The 17,995-nt window shown below is 58.7% G+C and carries 18 protein-coding genes; 10 read left to right on the plus strand and 8 right to left on the minus strand.

Features of this window, described 5'->3' with window-relative positions:
- Positions 1–281 precede the first annotated feature (281 nt).
- The gene (locus GHN92_RS19950) at positions 282–1,775 is read right to left on the minus strand and encodes a CoA-acylating methylmalonate-semialdehyde dehydrogenase (protein WP_095001080.1); all 1,494 of its coding nucleotides are present in this window, start codon (positions 1,773–1,775) and stop codon (positions 282–284) included.
- Positions 1,776–1,856: 81 nt separating this feature from the next.
- Positions 1,857–3,206: an aspartate aminotransferase family protein gene (locus GHN92_RS19955; protein WP_095001079.1), complete on the minus strand. Its 1,350-nt coding sequence runs from the start codon at positions 3,204–3,206 to the stop codon at positions 1,857–1,859.
- Between the two features lie 124 nt (positions 3,207–3,330).
- Between GHN92_RS19955 and GHN92_RS19960 the strand changes: the two genes are divergently transcribed.
- The 5 genes from GHN92_RS19960 (at position 3,331) to GHN92_RS19980 (ending at position 7,446) form a co-directional block, all read left to right on the plus strand.
- A complete protein-coding gene (locus GHN92_RS19960) occupies positions 3,331–4,251 on the plus strand; it encodes a LysR family transcriptional regulator (RefSeq protein ID WP_095001078.1) in 921 nt (306 codons plus the stop codon).
- Positions 4,252–4,293: 42 nt separating this feature from the next.
- Positions 4,294–4,944, plus strand: a complete 651-nt coding sequence (locus tag GHN92_RS19965) for a TetR/AcrR family transcriptional regulator (protein ID WP_095019808.1) — start codon at positions 4,294–4,296, stop codon at positions 4,942–4,944.
- 13 nt (positions 4,945–4,957) lie between these two features.
- Complete coding sequence (locus GHN92_RS19970) at positions 4,958–5,560, plus strand: YigZ family protein (protein WP_095027236.1); 603 nt, start codon at positions 4,958–4,960, stop codon at positions 5,558–5,560.
- Between the two features lie 157 nt (positions 5,561–5,717).
- Positions 5,718–6,404, plus strand: a complete 687-nt coding sequence (locus tag GHN92_RS19975; RefSeq protein WP_095039463.1) for an SDR family oxidoreductase — start codon at positions 5,718–5,720, stop codon at positions 6,402–6,404.
- Positions 6,405–6,492: 88 nt separating this feature from the next.
- Positions 6,493–7,446: an adenosine deaminase gene (locus GHN92_RS19980; RefSeq protein WP_016783589.1), complete on the plus strand. Its 954-nt coding sequence runs from the start codon at positions 6,493–6,495 to the stop codon at positions 7,444–7,446.
- A gap of 140 nt (positions 7,447–7,586) precedes the next feature.
- On the opposite strand, the gene GHN92_RS19985 is transcribed toward GHN92_RS19980, so the two are convergent.
- The gene (locus tag GHN92_RS19985) at positions 7,587–8,504 is read right to left on the minus strand and encodes a LysR family transcriptional regulator (RefSeq protein ID WP_153380910.1); all 918 of its coding nucleotides are present in this window, start codon (positions 8,502–8,504) and stop codon (positions 7,587–7,589) included.
- A 124-nt stretch (positions 8,505–8,628) separates the two neighbouring features.
- On the opposite strand from GHN92_RS19985, the gene GHN92_RS19990 reads away from it, so the two are divergent.
- Complete coding sequence (locus GHN92_RS19990) at positions 8,629–9,642, plus strand: zinc-binding alcohol dehydrogenase family protein (RefSeq protein ID WP_133144701.1); 1,014 nt, start codon at positions 8,629–8,631, stop codon at positions 9,640–9,642.
- A 124-nt stretch (positions 9,643–9,766) separates the two neighbouring features.
- Positions 9,767–9,937 (plus strand): sensor domain-containing protein, encoded by a 171-nt coding sequence (locus GHN92_RS23900; protein ID WP_130872246.1) that lies wholly within the window; start codon positions 9,767–9,769, stop codon positions 9,935–9,937.
- A 1-nt stretch (position 9,938) separates the two neighbouring features.
- On the opposite strand, the gene GHN92_RS19995 is transcribed toward GHN92_RS23900, so the two are convergent.
- Complete coding sequence (locus GHN92_RS19995; protein ID WP_095019805.1) at positions 9,939–11,135, minus strand: multidrug effflux MFS transporter; 1,197 nt, start codon at positions 11,133–11,135, stop codon at positions 9,939–9,941.
- A 276-nt stretch (positions 11,136–11,411) separates the two neighbouring features.
- Entirely contained in the window at positions 11,412–11,612 is a 201-nt protein-coding gene (locus GHN92_RS20000) for a heavy-metal-associated domain-containing protein (RefSeq protein ID WP_016783584.1), read from the minus strand.
- 147 nt (positions 11,613–11,759) lie between these two features.
- On the opposite strand from GHN92_RS20000, the gene GHN92_RS20005 reads away from it, so the two are divergent.
- From GHN92_RS20005 to cueR, 3 genes are all read left to right on the plus strand, one after another.
- Positions 11,760–12,140, plus strand: coding sequence for a hypothetical protein (locus tag GHN92_RS20005; protein WP_016783583.1), 381 nt, complete (start codon positions 11,760–11,762; stop codon positions 12,138–12,140).
- An 84-nt stretch (positions 12,141–12,224) separates the two neighbouring features.
- Positions 12,225–14,612: a heavy metal translocating P-type ATPase gene (locus tag GHN92_RS20010; protein ID WP_153380913.1), complete on the plus strand. Its 2,388-nt coding sequence runs from the start codon at positions 12,225–12,227 to the stop codon at positions 14,610–14,612.
- Between the two features lie 9 nt (positions 14,613–14,621).
- A complete protein-coding gene (gene cueR / locus GHN92_RS20015) occupies positions 14,622–15,032 on the plus strand; it encodes a Cu(I)-responsive transcriptional regulator (RefSeq protein WP_133144703.1) in 411 nt (136 codons plus the stop codon).
- A 124-nt stretch (positions 15,033–15,156) separates the two neighbouring features.
- On the opposite strand, the gene GHN92_RS20020 is transcribed toward cueR, so the two are convergent.
- From GHN92_RS20020 to GHN92_RS20030, 3 genes are read right to left on the minus strand one after another with little or no spacing between them, the layout of a single operon-like run.
- Positions 15,157–15,963 (minus strand): sulfite exporter TauE/SafE family protein, encoded by an 807-nt coding sequence (locus GHN92_RS20020; protein WP_095001069.1) that lies wholly within the window; start codon positions 15,961–15,963, stop codon positions 15,157–15,159.
- Positions 15,964–15,971: 8 nt separating this feature from the next.
- Positions 15,972–17,537, minus strand: coding sequence for a bifunctional protein tyrosine phosphatase family protein/NAD(P)/FAD-dependent oxidoreductase (locus GHN92_RS20025; protein ID WP_153380915.1), 1,566 nt, complete (start codon positions 17,535–17,537; stop codon positions 15,972–15,974).
- A gap of 43 nt (positions 17,538–17,580) precedes the next feature.
- A complete protein-coding gene (locus GHN92_RS20030; RefSeq protein WP_095001067.1) occupies positions 17,581–17,910 on the minus strand; it encodes a metalloregulator ArsR/SmtB family transcription factor in 330 nt (109 codons plus the stop codon).
- Between the last annotated feature and the right edge of the window lie 85 nt (positions 17,911–17,995).

Raw genomic sequence — 17,995 nt, forward strand, 5'->3', positions numbered from 1 at the left:
CGTTAGCGGGAGGCGAATTCTACAGCGTTACACGCTGCTGTCAACACCTCATTTCCTGCTTCGATGACTTGAAGCTGGCACTGCCAAAAACCATCCAACTCTTTGAAACTCAAGGAGTTTTCCGTTTCGACTGCGCCGGAAGAGGTGCGAATTATAGGCCGTTTGAACCTCGGGTCAAGCACTAGTTTCACACTTCTGTCATATAGCCTTGAAAGGGGCCTAAAAGCAGAGGCCAGCCTGACGGCTGGCCTCTTTTCTTCTATAGGCTGCTATCGCCTGCCTTACAGACTCGGAAAGGCAAACTGAGAGGCTTCATGGCTGGCACGTTGCGGCCAACGTTGTGTGATCGCCTTGCGACGCGTGTAAAAGCGCACGCCATCCGGGCCATAGGCATGCAGGTCACCAAACAGCGAACGTTTCCAGCCGCCGAAGCTGTGGTAGGCAACAGGTACTGGCAACGGTACGTTAACCCCCACCATACCCACTTCAATCTCGTCGCAGAACAAACGGGCCGCCTCTCCATCACGGGTGAAAATGCAGGTACCGTTACCGTACTCGTGATCATTGATCAGTTGCATGGCCTCTTCCAGGCTCTTGACCCGCACGATGCACAATACCGGCCCGAAGATCTCTTCTTTATAGATACGCATCTCAGGTGTCACGCGATCAAACAGGCAGCCCCCCAGGAAGAAGCCTTCTTCATGCCCCTTGATACTCAACCCGCGACCATCGACCACCAACTGCGCACCTGCTGCTACGCCATCATCGACATAGCCACTGACCTTGTCCCGCGCCTGACCGGTAACCAGGGGGCCCATGTCCAGACCGCACGAAGTCCCCGCACCAATTTTCAGCGCTTTGATTTGAGGAACCAGTTTGGCCACCAGGGCATCTGCCACCTGATCACCGACGCACACTGCAACCGAGATGGCCATGCAACGCTCGCCGCACGAACCATACGCTGCGCCCATCAGTGCACTGACTGCGTTATCGAGATCCGCATCCGGCATCAACACTGCGTGGTTTTTCGCCCCACCCAGTGCCTGCACGCGCTTACCGCGTTTGGTGCCTTCGGCGTAGATGTACTCGGCGATCGGGGTCGAGCCAACAAAACTCAGCGCTTTCACTTCCGGCGCCTCGATCAGTGCATCAACAGCTGACTTGTCGCCGTGCACCACGTTCATAACCCCCTTGGGCAAACCAGCTTCTTGCAGCAGTTGAGCAATCAACAGTGTCGAGCTTGGATCACGCTCCGAGGGCTTAAGAATGAAACAGTTGCCGCACACGATCGCCAACGGGTACATCCACAACGGAACCATGGCCGGGAAGTTGAACGGTGTAATCCCTGCAACTACACCCAGTGGCTGGAAGTCCGACCAAGCATCAATATTCGGGCCTACGTTACGACTGTATTCGCCCTTCAAGATTTCCGGAGCCGAGCAAGCGTATTCGACGTTCTCGATCCCGCGCTTCAGTTCACCCGCAGCATCCTCCAGAGTCTTGCCATGCTCTTCGCTGATCAACTGCGAGATCCGCGCTTCGTTCTGCTCAAGCAATTGCTTGAAACGGAACATCACTTGGGCGCGCTTGGCAGGCGGGGTATTACGCCATGCCGGGAAGGCGGCCTTGGCTGCATCGATCGCCTGCTGGATTGTTTCACGGCTGGCCAGGGGAACCTGGTGGATCACTTTACCGGTGGACGGGTTATACACATCTGCGGTGCGCCCGGAATCGTTCAGCAACTCGCCATTGATCAGGTGTTGAATAGTGCTCATGGATGCTCCAGAAAGTTGTCCACAGGCGCGAACGCTGCGCGCCTGGGTGAATGCATTAAGTGTCGCTTCTATATAGAAGGATCAGTCGATCTGATTCAGCGCTTCGCCGACCGCATCGAACAAGCGATCCAGGTCTTGCGGCTTGCTGTTGAACGTTGGCCCGAACTGCAGGGTGTCGCCGCCGTAGCGCACGTAGAAACCGGCTTTCCACAGTTTCATCGCTGCATCGAACGGGCGCACAATTGCATCGCCATCACGCGGCGCAATCTGGATTGCACCCGCCAGGCCATAGTTGCGAATGTCGATGATGTTCTTCACGCCCTTCAAACCGTGCAATGCATTCTCAAAATGCGGTGCAACTTCAGCCACGCTCTGTACCAGGTTCTCTTTTTGCAATAGATCAAGCGCAGCAATACCCGCAGCACAGGCTACGGGGTGAGCCGAATAGGTATAGCCATGAGGGAATTCAACCGCGTACTCAGGCGTCGGCTGATTCATGAACGTGTGATAAATCTCGCTGGTAGCGATAACAGCCCCCATCGGAATCGCGCCGTTGGTGACTTGCTTGGCAATACACATCAAGTCAGGTGTCACGCCGAAGCTGTCAGCACCAAACATTGAGCCTGTACGACCAAAGCCAGTGATCACTTCATCGAACACCAACAGGATATTGTGCTGGTCGCAGATTTCCCGCAGACGTTTCAGATAACCCTGAGGCGGAACCAATACCCCCGCCGAGCCTGCCATCGGTTCTACAAAAACGGCAGCAATGTTCGACGCATCGTGCAATTCGATCAGCTTGAGCAGTTCATCGGCCAGGGCAATCCCGCCCTGCTCGGGCATGCCGCGAGAAAATGCGTTGCTTGCCAACAGGGTGTGGGGCAGATGATCCACATCCATCATTGCCTGGCCAAACAGTTTGCGGTTGCCGTTCACCCCACCCAGGCTGGTGCCTGCAATGTTCACTCCATGGTAGCCGCGGGCACGGCCAATCATTTTGGTTTTGCTCGACTGGCCTTTTAGACGCCAGTAGGCACGCACCATCTTCACCGCCGTGTCGGCACACTCCGACCCCGAGTCGGTGAAGAACACGTGATTGAGGTTGCCCGGCGTCAACTCGGTGATTTTTTCTGCCAGCTTGAAAGACAGCGGATGGCCGTACTGGAACGCCGGCGAGTAATCGAGGGTGCCCAATTGTCTGGCCACGGCTTCCTGGATTTCAGTACGGGTATGCCCTGCGCCGCAGGTCCAAAGACCTGACAGCGAATCGTAAATCTGCCGACCCTTATCATCCGTCAGATAACTGCCCTTGGCCGCGACGATAAAGCGCGGATCGCGATGGAAGTTACGGTTGGCAGTGTAAGGCATCCAGTGAGCATCCAGCTTGAGCTGGCTGGTCAGGTTCAATTCGGCATTTTCGGGCATGTTCATCAGCAAAACCTCGCAAGGCAAAAGCGGCGTGGGATGTTGAAAGCGTTGTTGCGCCTAAATTGCCACGGCTATAAAGTCCATGAAATCCAACTCTTCTAACCTTTAGTCAGGCATACACTAAACTATGAGCAGCCGTCGCCCCGATGCACTGGCCCAGGTCAGCGACTTTGATATTCGACTGCTGCGTATTTTTCGCAGCGTCGTGGAGTGCGGCGGCTTTTCGGCAGCAGAGACGGTACTGGGCATTGGCCGTTCTGCCATCAGCCAGCAGATGAGCGATCTTGAACAGCGCCTGGGTTTACGCCTGTGCCAACGTGGGCGAGCGGGTTTTTCACTGACAGAGGAAGGTCGTGAGGTCTACCACTCTGCGCTGCAATTACTCGGCGCACTTGAGAGCTTTCGTACCGAGGTCAACGGCCTTCACCAGCATTTGCGCGGCGAACTGACCATTGGCCTGACCGATAACCTGGTCACCCTGCCCCATATGCGTATCACCCATGCACTGGCCCAACTCAAGGAGCGTGGGCCTGATGTACAGATTCATATCCGCATGATCTCGCCCCATGAAGTTGAACAGGGTGTGCTCGACGGCCGCCTGCATGTGGGTGTGGTGCCCCAGGCCAGCACATTGTCCGGGCTTGAGTACCAGCCGCTCTACAGTGAGCGTTCACTGTTGTATTGCGCCGTAGGCCATCCGCTGTTTTATGTCGACGACAGGCAATTGGAAGATGCACGGTTGAATGCGCAGGATGCCATTGCCCCCACCTTTCGCCTGCCCTCGGATATCCAGGCCCACTACCAGGCGCTCAATTGCACCGCCAGCGCGTCGGATCGCGAAGGCATGGCCTTTTTGATTTTGACCGGGCGCTATATCGGTTACCTGCCCGACCATTACGCCAGCCTGTGGGTTCAGCAGGGCCGCTTGCGGGCACTGAAGGCAAAAACACGTTTCTACGATTTGAGCCTGGCATCGGTGACACGTAAAGGCCGGCGCCCGCATCTGGTCCTGGAAAGTTTCCTTGAGAGCCTGGAAGCGACGCGTTAACGTGAAAAACTTCGCTACACAAACAGGTTGCCCGGAGCGCCCATGACCCTTGAAGTTCCTGCCCATGACGGCAAGCCTCCCAGCCGTATCCGGCAGAAAAACGAAGAAGCCATTCTCAAGGCCGCCGAAGATGAGTTTGCCCGTCACGGCTTCAGAGGCACCAGCATGAACGCCATCGCCCTGAGTGCCGGGCTGCCAAAGGCCAATCTGCATTATTACTTCACCAACAAGCTAAGCCTGTATATCGCAGTACTGAGCAATATCATCGAGCTATGGGACCGTACCTTCAACGTTTTGACCGCTGACGATGACCCGGCCCAGGCCCTGACTCAGTATATCCGCGCAAAAATGGAGTTTTCCCGGCGACAGCCCCAGGCTTCGCGAGTGTTTGCGATGGAAATCATCAGTGGCGGGGCCTGCCTGACCGAGTATTTCTCACAAGACTACAGAGCTTGGTTTCAAGGTCGTGCAGCTGTGTTCCAGGCCTGGATAGATGCAGGCAAGATGGACCCGGTCGACCCGGTCCATCTGATTTTCCTGCTATGGGGCAGCACCCAGCATTACGCCGACTTTTCGACACAGATTTGCCGCGTAACGGGGCGCAAGCACCTGACCAAACAGGATATGCATGCGGCCTGCGACAACCTGATCCGTATCATTCTCAAAGGCTGCGGCCTGACGCCCGCAGTCTAAGCCTGGAACCGACATGCCTTCGACCCTCACGGGGCTTTGCGAGTACCGCGAAGAAATCCGTAAAAGCCGCTTTATTACTTTTGCTGCCCCCATCACCAGCGCCCAGCAGGCCCTCGAATTTATCGAGCAACACAGCGACCTGAATGCCTCGCACAATTGCTGGGCGTGGAAACTTGGTGGGCAGTACCGCAGCAGTGATGATGGCGAACCTGGCGGCACCGCGGGCCGCCCGATACTCTCGGCCATTGAAGCGCAGGACTGCGATCAGGTCGCGGTGCTGGTTATCCGCTGGTATGGCGGCATTCAGCTGGGCACCGGCGGCCTGGCTCGGGCCTATGGCGGTGGCGCTAACAAATGCCTGCAAAACGCCGAAAAACTGCCGTTGGTCAGCCGTATCGCACTCAGTTGCTCTTGCAGTTTCAGCGAGCTGGCATTGGTCAAACTGCGCCTGGTTGAACTCAACGGCCTGATCACCGGCGAAGCCTTCACTGCCAATGGCGTTGACCTGCAACTGGCGCTGGTCGAAGAACAGATTGCTCCCGCGCGACAGCTTTTAGCGGACCTTAGCCGCGGCAGGATCCTGCTGCATCGTGACGCTGTCGAGCCAGCCCCATAAAAATGCTATTTTCCGACATCCATAGTTGCCCACAGTCACTGTGCACCCACCTGTGGATAACCTGAGCACATGCGGCCACAGCCCTTGTGTGCTGGGGGCTTGAAGCACTTGTACGATTTTTAACCAACTCATATCAACTTTGTAGAGGACGCTACTCATGACCGCAAAAAAAGCACTGATCATCGGAGCTTCACGTGGCCTGGGCCTGGGTCTGGTCAAGGAGTTGCTTGCCGATGGCTGGGACGTAACCGCCACTGTGCGCCACCCACAAAAAGCCGAGGCCCTGAAGGCATTGGGGCCGGTGCGCATCGAACAACTGGACATGAACAATCAACAGGCGATCAAGGCATTGGGCAATACCTTGCACAATGAAGTCTTCGATCTGCTGTTTATCAATGCCGGGGTCAAAGGCCCGGACGACCAGCTGTCGGGCAATGCAACGCTGGCCGAGGTGGGGCAGCTGTTTTTCACCAACAGCGTGGCACCGATCAATGTGGCCCGGGAGTTTGTCAGCCGGATCCGTAAGGACAGTGGCGTACTGGCATTTATGAGCTCAGTACTCGGCAGTGTCACTCAACCTGATGCCCCCGAAATGGCCCTCTACAAGGCCAGCAAAGCGGCTCTCAACTCGATGACCAATACCTTTGTACTGTATGAACTGGGCGACAATAACCCGACTGTGCTGTCCATGCACCCGGGCTGGGTAAAAACCGATATGGGCGGCGAAGGCGCCGACATTGATGTCGAAACCAGCACCCGTGGCCTGGTGGCACAGGTCAAGGCATTTGCCGGAAAAGGCGGCCATCACTTTATCGACTACAAGGGCCAGACGATTCCCTGGTAGGCAGCCTGCGACAAATGGCGGGGGAATTGTGCCCCCTCCGACCTGTAGAATGTCGCCATCTGTACCCGATTTGATGAGAAAACCTTTTATGTATGACTGGCTGAACGCCCTGCCAAAAGCTGAACTGCACATGCATCTGGAGGGTTCCCTGGAACCCGAGTTGCTGTTTTCGCTGGCCGAGCGCAACAAGATCGCCCTGCCCTGGAACGACGTTGAAACCCTGCGCAAGGCGTATGCCTTCAACAACCTGCAAGAATTCCTCGATCTTTATTACAAAGGCGCCGACGTACTGCGTACCTCCCAGGACTTCTACGACCTGACCTGGGCCTACCTGTTGCGCTGTAAAGAACAGAACGTCATTCACACAGAACCCTTCTTCGACCCGCAAACCCACACCGATCGTGGCGTGCCGTTTGAAGTCGTGCTCAATGGCATTGCCAGCGCACTTAAAGATGGCGAGCAGCAACTGGGTATCACCAGCGGCCTGATCCTCAGCTTCCTGCGCCATTTGAGCGAAGAAGAAGCAGAAAAGACCCTCGATATGGCCCTGCCATTTCGCGATGCCTTTGTCGCCGTTGGCCTCGACAGTTCAGAAATGGGCCACCCACCGAGCAAGTTTGTGCGCGTATTCGACCGCGCCCGTGATGAAGGCTTCCTGACCGTTGCCCACGCGGGTGAAGAAGGCCCGCCGGAGTACATCTGGCAAGCCCTGGACTTGCTCAAGATCCAGCGTATCGACCATGGCGTGCGCGCCATTGAAGACGAACGTCTGATGCAACGCATCATCGACGAGCAGATCCCGTTGACCGTATGCCCGTTGTCCAACACCAAACTCTGTGTGTTTGATCACATGTCGCAACACAACATTCTCGACATGCTTGAGCGTGGCGTAAAAGTGACCGTCAACTCTGATGACCCGGCCTACTTTGGCGGTTATATGACTGAGAACTTCCACGCGCTATACACCGATCTGGGCATGACCCAGGACCAGGCCAAACGCCTGGCGCAAAACGGTCTGGATGCGCGGTTGGTCAAGCCGTAACACGCGGTCTCCCCTGTGGGAACGGGCTTGCCCACGATGGCATCAACTCGATCAGGCAGACACACCTGATTGTCAGCATCGCGCGCAAGCCCGCTCCCACAGACATTTGAAACTGCAACACCGTCACTACCACAGCAGTTTTACTGTTTCCCCGGGTACAACTTGCTCAACATCGCACAGCGCTCACTGAGCATGTCGCGCAAGAGCCGCACCGGTTTACTCAATTGCGCCCGGTGACCACACAGCAGATTCAGCGGCGCCCGCTCGCACATCAGCCCCGGCAGTAACACCTTGAGCCGCCCGCTCTGCACATCTCCCGCCACATCCAGCCACGACTTGTAGGCAATGCCCTGCCCGGCAACCGCCCACAAGCGCACCACGTCGGCATCATCGCTGAAACGATTGCCGCTTACCGTCAGCCCCAGTTCGCGCTTGCCGTCATTGAATTGCCAATGGTCGTGAACCCGCGTGCCGAGCATGTACAACAGGCAATTGTGTTGCAGCAACTGCTCAAGCTGACGCGGCTCGCCCTTGCGCGCCAGGTAGTCGGGGGACGCACACAGCACCCGGCGGTTATCCGGGGCCACCGGCAGCGCCACCAGGCTGGAGTCTTCCGGCTCGCCGTAACGCAAGGCGATATCCACAGGCTGGCGGAACAGGTCGGCAATCCGGTCACCCAATAACAGGCGCACGGTGAGTTGCGGATGCTCACGCTGGAACTCATCCAGCCAGGGCAGCAACAGATTACGGCCGAAGTCTGAAGGTGCCGACAGTTGCAACACTCCGCTAACCTGATCTTGCCCACGCACCAACAAGCGTCGCCCCTCATCGAGGCTAGCGAGTGCCGTACGCGCATATTCAAGAAAGCCTTCGCCTTCGGCCGTCAGACGCAAACTTCGGGTTGAACGCGCCAGCAGGCGCGCGCCCAGTTGAGCTTCTATCCGTTTGAGAGCAGCGCTGGCCACCGCCGGGGACATATCCATCACCCGGGCCGCCGCAGACAAACTGCCCAAGTCAGCCGCGTGAACGAACAATTGCAGATCATCGAAACGCAGCATTCACAATCCACCCGACCATTATCAATAAAAAATTGAAAGAGACTGCTGTTTTAGCCGGTTTTATCGCGCGGTGAAATAGCCAATTATCACTGCCAGTTTCTTAATCATCTTCAGGACATGTCCCATGAAAGCTGTCGCCTACTACCACTCGTTACCGATTCAAGACCCGCTGGCCCTGCAAGATATCGAGTTGCCAGAGCCGGTGGCCGGCCCCCGGGATTTGCTGGTCGAGGTCAAAGCCATTTCCGTAAACCCGGTGGACACCAAAGTGCGCCAGAACGTGCAGCCCGAGGCCGACACTGCCAAGGTACTGGGCTGGGATGTGGCCGGTGTGGTCAAGGCCGTCGGCAGTGAAGTCAGCTTGTTCAAGGTCGGCGACAAGGTCTTTTACGCAGGCTCCATTGCCCGTGCCGGGGCCAACAGTGAACGTCATGTAGTGGATGAACGCATCGTCGGGCATATGCCCAAAAGCCTCGATTTCGCACAGGCCGCAGCGTTGCCGTTGACCGCCATCACTGCCTGGGAGTTGTTGTTTGAGCGCCTTGGCATCAACGAGGGCAAGACCGACGAGCAACAAAGCCTGCTGATCGTCGGCGCGGCGGGTGGTGTGGGTTCAATCCTGACGCAACTGGCCAGCCAACTGACTGCGCTCAAGGTGATTGGTAGCGCATCTCGCCCTGAAACCCAGACCTGGGTCCGTGAGCTGGGCGCCGATCTGGTTATCGACCACAGCCAGCCGCTGAGCGAAGAACTCAAGCGTCACGGCATCGACGCCGTCACCCATGTTGCCAGCCTGACCCAGACTGACCAGCATCTTGATCAGTTGGTAGAAGCACTGGCACCACAGGGCAAACTGGCGCTGATTGATGATCCCAAGGCGCTGGATATCACCAAACTCAAACGCAAGAGCCTGTCACTGCACTGGGAGTTCATGTACACCCGCTCGCTGTTCCAGACCCCGGACATGATCGAGCAACATCTCCTGCTCAATCGTGTCGCCGGGCTGATCGATGCGGGCACCCTGCGTACCACGGTCGGCGAGCACTTTGGCAGCATCAATGCCACCAACCTGCGCCGCGCCCATGCACTGCTGGAAAGCGGCATGGCCAAGGGCAAGATTGTGCTCGAAGGCTTCTGAGAGGACGTCTGACGGGACCCATGTGGTCATTTTTTAACCGTCAGTCAGAGACTTGATTCCGGGCATTTTAATCAAAGTTTTTCGGCATACACTGGCCTCCTTTGCGAACCGAAGGAGGCCAGTCATGAAAATCCTGATAAAAGCGCTAGCAAGATCCCGCGACTGCAAATGGCAGGTGCAAATCGACCAGCAAGCCGTCAACTTTCGCAGCGAGGCCGAGGCCCGGGCCTTTGTCGACAAGCTGCAATCGCGCCTGCATGCCCCGCACCGCCTGCCCGAACGTTTGGCTGGCTGAATCAGACCGGCTGCTGAGCGGCGATCCGTGCGGTGTACAGGCGCCGGGTCGCCACTGCCAGGCCCACTGCCACAAGCCCGCACAGGGTGATGACCATCGCCATTGGCATTGCGCTGCCGTCGTGCAATACCCCCACCAGTGATGCCGCCCCCGCCGCCACGCTGAACTGCAAACAACCCAGCATCGCCGAAGCACTGCCGGCGCGCGCGCCCTGCCCGCTCATGGCGCAGGCCGAGGCATTGGGAATGATGCAGCCCAGGCTGGCAATGCAGATAAACAGCGGCACCAGCAGCGGCCACAGTTGTTCGGTATGCAAACTGCTGACGCCCAGCAAGGCCAGACCCGCCGCCAGATACACCCACACCATGCGCGACAGCAAAAAGGCCGGGCCACGCTTGGCCAGCAGGCGGGCGTTCAACTGCGCCACCAGGATAAAGCCGGCCGCGTTGGTGCCGAACAACCAGCCGTAATGCTCGGCAGGCACGCCATAGAGTTTGATAAATACGAAAGGTGAACCCGCGATGTAGGCAAACATCCCGGCCATTGCGATCCCCCCCGTCAGGGCATGGCCAAGGAACTCGCGATCCTTGAGCAACCGCCCGTACTGGCGCAATGCCCCCGACAGCGGCTGACGTGGCACGTTGGCCGGCAGGCTTTCAGGCAAGCCAAGCGCTACGGCCGTTGCCGCCAATGCGCTGAACACCGTCAACACCAGGAAAATCGATTGCCAGCCATACAGGTTGACCAGCAACCCACCCAACATCGGCGCCAGGATTGGCGCCAGGCCCATAACCAGCATCAATTGTGAAAACACTTTGGCCGACTGCACCGCGTCGCATTTGTCACTGACAATTGCCCGCGAAAGGACCATGCCCGCACAGCCGCCAAGGGCCTGGACAAACCGGGCACCAATCAGCCACTCCAGGGTCGGCGCAAAGGCGCATGCCAGTGACGCGACAGTGAATAGCCCGACGCCCACCAGCAGCGGCACGCGCCGGCCGAAGCGGTCCGCTACCGGGCCATAGGCCAGCTGACCGATGGACAGGCCCAGAAAGTACACGGCCAGCGTCAGTTGTATCTGGGTTTCGTCGGTTGCAAAGGCTTGTGCCATCGCCGGGAAGCCGGGCAGGTAAAAGTCGATCGCCAAAGGACCGAAGGCACTCAGGGCGCCAAGAATCAAGATTGTTCGAAGGTTCATCAGGTATCCAGGGATCAGGCTGCGGTTAGCGCAAGCTGACAGTTTAGCTGTGGTTATCGACCCTGAACATTAAGTTAGCGAGCTAGCTAATAAATCACCTTGAACCCGTCCTGAAACAACACCGCCGTAGCAACTGCCGAGGAACGAGGCTGCGTTCGACGGCGCAGCCGTCGTAAGTCTGACATTGCGGTGCGCCAGTCAGAACTTGCTCTTAGCATTCACGACGACTACGTCGCCGGACGCAGCCTCGTTCCTCGGCAGCTGCTACATACAGGTTTAGTGCGCCGTGCGCGCCTCAAACCCGGCATTGGTGATCACGTCGATAATTTGCAACGGTGATACGTTGCTGTCCACCTTGACGGTTTTGCTCGCCAGGTCCACTTCAACCTTCGCGTCTTTATCCACCGTCTGCACCGCACGGGTCACCGCGCCCACACAGCCACCACAGGTCATACCGTCTACCTTGAACGTTTGCATGATTACGCCTCCTGTTTGAGATATGCCTACAGCTTCGACCTTGCCATCGTGGCAAGGTCAAGCCCGTTGTTTCACGCGCTGACTGGCAATCCATCCCGTGCTCGGCCAAGCTGCAAGCCTTGCGATTTGATAACAGGATACTTAGCCATGCGCTGGACCGCTTTGAGCCTAGTCAGCCTTTTGGGTCTTGCCAGTGTGCCGCTGTGGGCAAATGCCGATCAGGACTACGGAGTGCTGATCATTTCCCGCGAACGCCTTGAGGTGCCGACCAACTGCGAAGTGGGTGTGTACATCGACGATCAACTGGCCGGGCGATTGTTTCAGGAGCAGGCCCTGGCCTTTAACCTGCCGCCCGCCAGCGTCGATATCCGCCTCAAGCTGCTCCCCGGGCAAGCCCCCGGCTGCCTGCCCGGCATGCTGGTGCCGCCCGCGCAGCAGTTCACCCTGAAGGCCGGGGATGTGCGCAAATACCGCATCGCCCTGGGTAAACAGGGTATGTACCTCAAGCCCGCCAAACTGGAATATTGAGCGGCAAACAACGAACAGCAAGAAGCCTTGACCTTGCCATGGGGTCAAGGTCGATTCTATGGATAGATAACTTCTTGAGGAGGACTGCTCGTGCCCACCCAATTCGATCTGCCGATTGATGGCATGACCTGTGCCAGTTGTGCAGGGCGTGTGGAAAAATCCCTGGCCAAAGTGCCCGGTGTACGTTCGGTCAGCGTCAACCTGGCCACTGAACAGGCCCGTATCGAAGCGCCTGCCGAGAGCCTGCCGGCACTGGTCGAAGCTGTGCAACAGGCAGGCTATAGCGTGCCCGCCCACAGCCTGGAACTGGATATCAGCGGCATGACCTGCGCCTCGTGCGCAGGGCGCGTAGAAAAAGCCCTGGCCAAGGTGCCCGGGGTCAAGAGCGTCAGCGTCAACCTCGCCACCGAGCGGGCCCATGTCGAATTGCTCGGCCAGGTTGATCCGGGTTTACTGCTGAACGCGGTCACCCAGGCCGGTTATGGTGCCAGCCTGCACCAGAGCGAAAAAACCACAGAAGACGACCAGCAAAAACGCCTGCACCGTGAACGCTGGGCGCTGACCCTGGCTATCGTACTGGCGCTGCCGCTGGTGCTGCCGATGCTGCTTGCGCCTTTTGGCATCCATTGGATGCTGCCCGCATGGGCCCAGTTTGTATTGGCGACCCCGGTACAGTTTGTTCTGGGCGCACGTTTTTATGTCGCCGCGTGGAAAGCCGTCAAGGCCGGCGCGGGCAATATGGACCTGCTGGTCGCCCTGGGCACCAGCGCCGGTTATGGCCTGAGCCTGTATGAATGGGCCATCGCCGAACCCGGCAGCATGCCCCATCTGTATTTCGAGGCCTCGGCGGTTGTGATCGCCCTGGTGCTGCTGGGCAAATATCTCGAAAGCCGTGCCAAGCGCCAGACCGCCAGCGCCATCCGCGCCCTTGAAGCCCTTCGCCCCGAACGCGCCTTGCGCATGGTCGACGGCCAGGAACAGGATGTCGCCATCAGTGATTTGCGTCTCAATGATCTGGTGCTGGTCAAACCCGGCGAGCGGTTCCCGGTGGATGGCGAAGTCGTCGAAGGCCAAAGCCATGCCGACGAGGCCCTGATCAGTGGCGAAAGCCTGCCGGTGCCGAAACAGCCTGGGGATAAAGTCACCGGCGGCGCCATCAATGGCGAAGGTCGCTTGATTATCAAGACCATGGCCCTGGGGACGGAGACCGTACTGGCGCGCATTATCCGCCTGGTAGAGGACGCGCAGTCCGCCAAGGCGCCGATCCAGAAACTGGTGGACAAGGTCAGCCAGGTATTTGTCCCGGTGGTGCTGCTGATCGCCCTGGCCACCCTGCTCGGCTGGTGGCTCTACGGCGCGCCGATTGAAACCGCTCTGATCAACGCTGTCGCGGTACTGGTAATTGCCTGCCCTTGTGCCCTGGGCCTGGCGACCCCCACTGCAATCATGGCCGGCACCGGCGTTGCAGCCCGCCACGGGATTCTGATCAAGGACGCCGAAGCCCTCGAACGCGCCCACGAAGTCAGTGCCGTGGTTTTCGACAAAACCGGCACCCTGACTTCAGGCACGCCGCAAATTGCTCACTTCAGCGCACTCGATGGCGATGAAGCGCACTTGCTGCAAGCCGCCGGTGCCCTGCAGCGGGGCAGCGAACACCCGCTGGCCAAGGCCGTACTGGATGCTTGCGCGGCGCGTGATTTAAAAGTGCCGGACGTTACCGACAGCCAGTCGCTGACCGGCCGCGGTATTGCCGGCACCCTGGAAGGCCGTCGCCTGGCCCTGGGCAACCGCCGCCTGCTGGAAGAAACCGGTCTCAATCCGGGCTCGCTCGCCGCATCGGCCAGCGCCTGGGAAACCGAAGGTCGCACGCTGTCCTGGCTGATCGAACAAAGCCCGCAGCCCCAAGTGCTGGGCCTGTTCGCCTTTGGTGACACACTCAAGCCCGGTGCCCAGTCGGCCATCGCCCAGCTCAATGCCCGTCATATCAGCAGTCACCTGTTGACCGGCGACAACCGCGGCAGTGCCAAAGTAGTGGCCGAGGCCCTGGGAATCAGCGATGTTCACGCCGAAGTGTTGCCCGCCGACAAGGCCGCGACCGTGGCCGAACTGAAAAAAACCGGTGTAGTGGCTATGGTCGGCGACGGTATCAACGACGCGCCGGCACTGGCCGCGGCCGATATCGGTATCGCCATGGGCGGTGGCACAGATGTGGCCATGCACGCAGCGGGCATCACCCTGATGCGCGGCGACCCGCGGTTGGTACCGGCAGCACTGGAGATCAGCCGCAAGACCTACGCCAAAATCCGGCAAAACCTGTTTTGGGCATTTATCTACAATGTGATCGGCATTCCGCTGGCTGCTTTCGGCTTTTTGAACCCTGTGCTGGCAGGCGCGGCCATGGCTTTTTCCAGTGTCAGCGTGGTCAGCAATGCGTTGCTGCTCAAATTCTGGAAGCCCAGGGATCTTGAATAAGGAGGCGTCATGAATATCGGCCAGGCCGCCAGACACAGCGGCTTGAGCGCCAAGATGATTCGTTATTACGAATCCATCGGTCTGCTCAAACCCGCGCAACGCAGTGACAGCGGCTACCGCCTTTACAGCGATGACGACCTGCATACCCTTGCGTTTATCAAACGCTCGCGGGACCTGGGGTTTTCGCTGGAAGAGGTCGGCAAGCTGCTGACCCTGTGGCAGGATCGCCAGCGCGCCAGCGGCGATGTGAAGGCACTGGCGCGCCAGCATATTGATGAGTTGAACCAGAAGATCGCCGAGCTGAGCAGCCTGCGCGACACCTTGCAGGATCTGGTCGAAAGCTGTCAGGGCGACCACCGCCCTGACTGCCCGATCCTCAAGGACCTGGAGTCAGGCTCATGCTGCACCGTAAAGACATGATCATCTGCATGATCTGCTGATAAACCTGTGGGAGCGGGCTTGCTCGCGATTCAGGCGCCAAGGTGTATCTGGCTGACCAAGGTGATGCCATCGCGGGCAAGCCCCGCTCCCACAGGAACGTTAATCAGAAAGCTGTCAGCAGCACTTTAGCCAGCATCAGCACGCCAATCACCGCACACAGCCCCGCGAATCCCTGCTGTAGCCACTGGGCCGAGACGTGCGGGGCAATCACCCGCCCGGCAATCATTCCGGCCAGGGTCGCGCCAATAAATATCACGCCTTCATTCGACAGGCTCACGCCCTGGCTCATCAGATTGCCCAAGGTGCCCAGCGATACCAGCGCCACCACCATCAAGGACGTGGACACCACGGCGTGGATACGCACGTCACTGAACTTGCGAAATGCCGGCACGATCAAGAACCCGCCGCCCACACTCAATAACCCCGTCAGCAACCCCGAGGTAGCACCAATGGATACCAGGGTCATGCTGCAGCGGGCATTCCAGGTCAGTCGCCCGGTTGCAGGGTTGAGCATGCAGTTTTTTTCCAGTACCCCCAGGCTGCCGTCATCGCGGGCATCCGCCCGGGCCTGCAGGAACATACGCACTGAAACAAACATCATCACCGCGCTGAACATCAACACCAGCACCTTGGCCGGCATCAACCGGGCAAGGTGCAGCCCGATGGGCGAGGTGGTCGAGCCGACCAGCGCCATCAACGCCGCTGCCTTGTAGCGCACCAGCCCCTTGCGCAGGCCATCCAGCGCCCCCAGTGCCGCTGCCGTGCCTACGGCCAGCAACGCCACCGGTGTCGCTTGCGCCAGGGTCCAGCCCAGCCCCAGAGTCAGCGCCGGGATGGCCAGGATGCCGCCACCGGCACCGGTCAGCCCAAGCACCAACCCCACCAGCATGCCAAATAAAATAATCAACATGGTCAGGGTCAATCCGGCTTGCAGTCAGTGAACCACTCGCGGCCTTTGAGCATGCCTTGCCAGTAAAACCACGGCAGCAATGTGGCCTTGAGCAGCCACGTCGATTTGCGGGGTACGGTCGGGTCCAGGGGAAAGGTGGGTAGCAGTTTGCCGCCATAGCCGAATTCAGCCAGGATCACCTTGCCGTTTTCCACGGTCAGCGGGCAGGAGCCATAGCCGTCATAGCGCTTGGGCAAGGTCACGCCCTTGCGCAGTGCGAGCAGATTTTCGGCCACCACGACCACTTGCTTGCGGGTTGCCGCCGCGGTCTTGGCATTGGGTGTATTGCACACATCGCCCAGGGCGAAGATTTCGGGGTAGCGTGGATGTTGCAGGGTCGCCGGATCGGTCTCGAACCAGCCCGCCTTGTCCGCCAGTTCACTGCGGCGGATCACATCGGGCGCCTGCTGCGGTGGCACCACATGCAGCAGGTCGAAGGTTTTAGCAACACAAGTCACACCGCCCTTGGCATCAGTCACATCAAACCAGGCCGTTCTGGCGGGACCGTCAACCTTGACCAGAGTGGACTGGAAGGCCAATTGAGCCTTGTAGGCTTCAACGTACTTCATCAGCGGCGGGACAAAAGCCGGCACGCCAAACAACACCGCCCCCGCCAGGTTGAACTCCACCTTGATAGCGTCCAGAGCACCGCGTTTGCGCCAATGATCGCAGGCCAGATACATGGCTTTTTGCGGCGCACCCGCACACTTGATCGGCATGCCCGGCTGGGTAAACAGTGCCTTGCCGCCCTTCAGGCTGCGCACCAGTTCCCAGGTATAGGGCGCCAGATCGTGACGATAGTTGGAGGTCACGCCATTCTTGCCCAGAGTTTCTTCAAGGCCCTCGATATTTTCCCAGGCCAGTTCCAGCCCCGGGCAAACGATCAGTTGCTGGTAACCCAGCTCGCTGCCATCGCTGAGCAGCACAACCTTGCGCTGCGGAGCAAAGGCACACTGCGACGCCTTGACCCACACAGCACCTTTGGGCATGACCGCAACGGTGGGGCGAACCGTGTTTTTGATATCGTAGGCCCCTCCCCCGACCAGCGTCCAGGCGGGCTGGTAATAGTGTTCGGTGCTGGGCTCGATCACGGCGATACGCAAGGCCCCGTTACGCTTCAACAGGCTGGCCGACACCGAAATACCGGCCGAGCCACCGCCCACCACGACCACATCGTACTGCCTGGCCTCACGCGTGCCCTGGGTGGCCGCTTCAAAAAGCTTGGCAGAGCGATTGCCCGTGCGGCAGTACGCCAGCACCGGTTTGGGCAACTCGTCGAGCAGTTCACGCAATTGCTGCACCTGCCCGGGTGTTGCGCCGCTGGTCGCTACTGGCAGATAGGCAAAGCTCAGCCCCAGGGCCCGCGCGGCCTGTTGCATCGCGGTGTGTTCGGGTTGCTCAGGCCCGCCTTCATGGTCGGGGCGGTTGCACATCACGCTGGCAAAACCCAGCGCAGCCAAGGATTGGAGATCAGACTGCTCGATCTGACCGGTCACGGAAAATGACGCGTCGATTCGCTTGATGCTTTGCTCCATTGAGCACTCCAGGCACAACTAAAATGAATGGATTGGGAGGGCGTTACTTTTTGAGCGCTTGCCCGCAATACAGCCCCGACAGGGTCTGCATCACAGAAACCACTTCAAAGCTGGCGAGTGAGTAGAAAATGTATTTCCCCAGCCTTCGGGTATTGACCATGCCCTCATCGCGCAACACACCGAGTTGTTGCGACAGTGTGGGTTGTCTGATGCCGGTCAGCGCTTCAAGTTCGCCGACATTGCGCTCACCTTGAGTCAACTGGCAGAGCAGCAGCAGGCGATCTTCATTGGCCAACGCTTTGAGAAGGGTGCAGGCTTTGGAAGCAGAGTCGCGCAGAAGCCCGATTTCTTCGCTGGTTAGCTGAGCAGTCATGAAAAGCTCCGGTGCGTGATGGTCGACAGTCTACGACTCGATAATATATCTTTCAATATATTGATCATTCAACGACCGCCACGAG

Source organism: Pseudomonas sp. FSL R10-2964, from assembly GCF_009600035.1.
In the GTDB taxonomy this organism is placed as follows: Bacteria; Pseudomonadota; Gammaproteobacteria; order Pseudomonadales; family Pseudomonadaceae; genus Aquipseudomonas; species Aquipseudomonas bubulae.

What these genes read in the sequence shown, in the direction of transcription:
- GHN92_RS19950 (WP_095001080.1), bottom strand. Translation starts at nt 1,775, where the DNA reads ATGAGCACTATTCAACACCTGATCAATGGCGAGTTGCTGAACGATTCC.
- GHN92_RS19955 (WP_095001079.1), bottom strand. Translation starts at nt 3,206, where the DNA reads ATGAACATGCCCGAAAATGCCGAATTGAACCTGACCAGCCAGCTCAAG.
- GHN92_RS19960 (WP_095001078.1), top strand. Translation starts at nt 3,331, where the DNA reads ATGAGCAGCCGTCGCCCCGATGCACTGGCCCAGGTCAGCGACTTTGAT.
- GHN92_RS19965 (WP_095019808.1), top strand. Translation starts at nt 4,294, where the DNA reads ATGACCCTTGAAGTTCCTGCCCATGACGGCAAGCCTCCCAGCCGTATC.
- GHN92_RS19970 (WP_095027236.1), top strand. Translation starts at nt 4,958, where the DNA reads ATGCCTTCGACCCTCACGGGGCTTTGCGAGTACCGCGAAGAAATCCGT.
- GHN92_RS19975 (WP_095039463.1), top strand. Translation starts at nt 5,718, where the DNA reads ATGACCGCAAAAAAAGCACTGATCATCGGAGCTTCACGTGGCCTGGGC.
- GHN92_RS19980 (WP_016783589.1), top strand. Translation starts at nt 6,493, where the DNA reads ATGTATGACTGGCTGAACGCCCTGCCAAAAGCTGAACTGCACATGCAT.
- GHN92_RS19985 (WP_153380910.1), bottom strand. Translation starts at nt 8,504, where the DNA reads ATGCTGCGTTTCGATGATCTGCAATTGTTCGTTCACGCGGCTGACTTG.
- GHN92_RS19990 (WP_133144701.1), top strand. Translation starts at nt 8,629, where the DNA reads ATGAAAGCTGTCGCCTACTACCACTCGTTACCGATTCAAGACCCGCTG.
- GHN92_RS23900 (WP_130872246.1), top strand. Translation starts at nt 9,767, where the DNA reads ATGAAAATCCTGATAAAAGCGCTAGCAAGATCCCGCGACTGCAAATGG.
- GHN92_RS19995 (WP_095019805.1), bottom strand. Translation starts at nt 11,135, where the DNA reads ATGAACCTTCGAACAATCTTGATTCTTGGCGCCCTGAGTGCCTTCGGT.
- GHN92_RS20000 (WP_016783584.1), bottom strand. Translation starts at nt 11,612, where the DNA reads ATGCAAACGTTCAAGGTAGACGGTATGACCTGTGGTGGCTGTGTGGGC.
- GHN92_RS20005 (WP_016783583.1), top strand. Translation starts at nt 11,760, where the DNA reads ATGCGCTGGACCGCTTTGAGCCTAGTCAGCCTTTTGGGTCTTGCCAGT.
- cueR (WP_133144703.1), top strand. Translation starts at nt 14,622, where the DNA reads ATGAATATCGGCCAGGCCGCCAGACACAGCGGCTTGAGCGCCAAGATG.
- GHN92_RS20020 (WP_095001069.1), bottom strand. Translation starts at nt 15,963, where the DNA reads ATGTTGATTATTTTATTTGGCATGCTGGTGGGGTTGGTGCTTGGGCTG.
- GHN92_RS20025 (WP_153380915.1), bottom strand. Translation starts at nt 17,537, where the DNA reads ATGGAGCAAAGCATCAAGCGAATCGACGCGTCATTTTCCGTGACCGGT.
- GHN92_RS20030 (WP_095001067.1), bottom strand. Translation starts at nt 17,910, where the DNA reads ATGACTGCTCAGCTAACCAGCGAAGAAATCGGGCTTCTGCGCGACTCT.